Here is a 3,119-nt window from a genome sequence, read left to right on the forward strand (position 1 = left end):
ATTTTGCAGGTTTGCACCCCTTCCTTCACGTCCTCGCTTCAAAACGTCAACAGCCCCTAGCGGTGGCAGGTTGTGCTGGCCATTGCGTCGCAATGGCGTATATCAGGCTGCGGACGAGCGCTTGGCGGCAGTTTTCACGGCGTCCACGGTGGCGCTGTTGGCGGCCTTGACGCTGGAGTCGGCGAACTCGGCCACTTGCTGCGCGGCCTTGGTCATCGAGTTGATGGCGGCGGCGCCGGCGGCGATGCCGGATTTCAGCGCGTTGACGGCGGTTTCGGAGCCGGCTGGTGCGTTCTTGCTCAGCAGGTCGATGTTGCTGATCACCGACTTGTTCAGCTCGTTAAAATTGCTTTCCGCGATCTTGCCCAGTTCGGCCTGGGTTTCGGACACGATGTCGTACACGCTGCGCGAGTTGGCCACGGCCTGTTCCAGATTCTGGGTTGCCAGCTTGTTCAGGCGGGTCAGGGCGTCCTGTGGTGTTTTCAGGTCGCTCAGCTCGCGGGTCAGCTTGACGTTTTCTTCCAGCGACTGCTTGGACAGCTCGAAATTGAGCTTGACCAGACGTTCGGTGCTGTCCAGGGAGATTTGTGCGGCGCGGAACAGTGCCTCAAAACCATTCAGGGACAGTTTGCTCAGTTGTTCGGTTGGATTGATCATTTGGGATACCCTCACTCGCTGTTGATGTAACTCGGTTTGGTCCGGTGTGCCGTCATTGTTGTTGTCCTTTTTTTGTCGCATCATGCCGGGCTGATGCGCTGCACAATGACAAAAAGATGGTAACGTAACTTCGAAATCGGTGCCTAGAAGTTTTGCTCTACCATGTTGCGTTTATGATAATGTGGCGCCACACAACAAAAAATAAGCCGGGAGTGTTACATGAGTGTTGAAAAACGGGTCATCAAGAAGTATCCCAACCGCCGTTTGTACGATACCGCCACCAGTTCCTACATCACGCTGGGCGATGTGAAGCAGCTGGTACTGGATAATGTGGATATCCAGGTTGTTGATGCCAAAACACACGATGACATCACGCGTGGCGTGTTGCTGCAGATCATCCTGGAAGAGGAGAGTGGCGGCTCGCCGATGTTCAGCTACGAAGTGCTGACTCAGTTCATCCGTTTTTACGGCCAGGCGATGCAGGGCATGATGGGGCCGTTTCTGGAGAAAAACCTGCAGCTGTTCACCCAGCTGCAGTCGCGCATGCAGGAGCAGGCCAAGACCATCTACGGTGACAACCCGATGGTGAATGCCAAGATGTGGGGAGACTTCCTCAACTTCCAGGGGCCGGCGATGCAGAACATGATGACCAGCTACCTGGACCAGAGCACCAATATGTTCCTCGACATGCAAAACCGCATGCAGGAGCAGGCGCGCACCATGTTCAGCGGTTTCGGCTTCCCGGCCTATCCGCCCAGTCGCGACGACGACAAGAACCCGCCCAAGTAGTTTTTTTCCAGCGCGGTTTTTTCTATAATGCACAGTTCACAGCCGGACGTTATTGCAACGTCCGGCTTTCTGCATTGAATTTCTTCCAAGGTTGTGTCCCATGTCGCACGTTGCACCCAAAGTAGGGTTTATCAGTCTGGGCTGTCCGAAGGCGGCCAGCGATTCCGAGCAGATCCTCACCCGCCTGCGCGCCGAAGGTTACGAGATCTCCGGTACCTATGACGGTGCCGACCTGGTGGTGGTCAACACCTGTGGCTTCATTGATGCGGCGGTGCAGGAATCGCTGGATGCCATCGGCGAGGCGCTGACCGAAAACGGCAAGGTAATCGTTACCGGCTGTCTCGGCGCCAAGGATGACGTGATCCGCAGTAGCCATCCATCGGTGCTGGCCGTCACCGGCCCGCACGCTACCGACGAGGTGATGGGGCACGTGCACAGTCACCTGCCAAAGCCGCACGATCCGTTCGTCGACCTGGTGCCGGACATTGGTGTGCGCCTGACACCTAAGCATTACGCCTACCTGAAGATTTCCGAAGGCTGCAACCACCGCTGTACCTTCTGCATCATTCCGTCGATGCGCGGCGATCTGGAGAGCCGGGCGGTCCAGAGCGTTTTGGCCGAGGCGGCCAACTTGGCCCGAGCCGGCGTCAAGGAGCTGTTGATCATCTCGCAGGACACCTCCGCCTACGGTGTGGACGTGAAGTACAAGCTGGGCTTCCATAACGGCCGCCCGGTGAGGACACGCATGACCGAGCTGTGCGAGGAGCTGGGCAAGCACGGTATCTGGGTACGCCTGCACTATGTCTATCCGTATCCGCACGTCGATGAAGTGATCCCGCTGATGCGTGACGGCAAGATCCTGCCGTATCTGGACATCCCGTTCCAGCACGCCAGCCAGAAAATCCTGAAGCTGATGAAGCGCCCGGCCAGCAGCGACAACGTGCTGGCACGCATCAAGAAGTGGCGCGAGATCTGCCCGCAACTGGTGATCCGCTCCACCTTCATTGTCGGCTTTCCCGGCGAGACCGAAGAAGACTTCGAGGAGCTGCTGGCCTTCATTCGCGAGGCGCAGCTGGACCGTGTCGGCTGTTTTGCCTATTCGCCGGTGGAGGGGGCGGCCGCCAACGAGCTGCCGGATCCGGTACCGGACGATGTGAAGGAGGCGCGCAAGGAGCGCTTCATGGCGGTACAGGCCGAAATCAGCGCCGCAAGGTTGGCCGCACGCATCGGTCAGCGCCTGCAGGTACTGGTTGACGAAATCGACGAGGAAGGCACTGCAGTCTGTCGCAGCTACGCCGATGCGCCGGAGATCGACGGTTTGGTGTTCGTCGAGGATTCGAGCGGCCTTGCGGTGGGGGATTTTGTCGAGGTCGATATCGTCGATGCCAGCGAGCACGACCTGTGGGGCGGGCGCGTGTGATTGCAGGCCGGTGGCGGGATGGAACAAGTCCTGTGCCGCCGGCGTGAAGACGGCAGGCCTGATGCGGTAGCCCTGCCGGCTTCGGCTTGCAAGGCTGCCTTGTTTCGGGACGCCTGATTGCGGCCGGTTGATAGCTAAAAAAGAAAAACCCCTTGAATTTCAAGGGGTTATTTTTTGGCACTGGCGGAGAGGGAGGATAGCGTCCGTCAAGGTGGTGTAAATTTCAGGGCCGAACTCCGGTCCGGTTTTCCAG

General features: G+C 58.4%; 3 protein-coding genes. 2 read left to right on the forward strand and 1 reads right to left on the reverse strand.

The annotated features are described in order from the left end of the window. Positions 1–102: 102 nt before the first annotated feature. The gene (locus IE083_RS15375) at positions 103–657 is read right to left on the reverse strand and encodes a phasin family protein (RefSeq protein ID WP_189354915.1); all 555 of its coding nucleotides are present in this window, start codon (positions 655–657) and stop codon (positions 103–105) included. Positions 658–876: 219 nt separating this feature from the next. Here IE083_RS15375 and phaR point away from each other — a divergent pair, with 219 nt between their 5' ends. Both phaR and rimO read left to right on the forward strand, forming a co-directional pair. After that, positions 877–1,446: a polyhydroxyalkanoate synthesis repressor PhaR gene (gene phaR, locus IE083_RS15380; protein ID WP_189354916.1), complete on the forward strand. Its 570-nt coding sequence runs from the start codon at positions 877–879 to the stop codon at positions 1,444–1,446. A 100-nt stretch (positions 1,447–1,546) separates the two neighbouring features. Next, positions 1,547–2,866, forward strand: coding sequence for a 30S ribosomal protein S12 methylthiotransferase RimO (rimO, locus tag IE083_RS15385; RefSeq protein WP_189354917.1), 1,320 nt, complete (start codon positions 1,547–1,549; stop codon positions 2,864–2,866). Positions 2,867–3,119: the final 253 nt, after the last annotated feature.

It is taken from the genome of Vogesella fluminis (genome assembly GCF_014652335.1).
Lineage (GTDB): Bacteria > Pseudomonadota > Gammaproteobacteria > Burkholderiales > Chromobacteriaceae > Vogesella > Vogesella fluminis.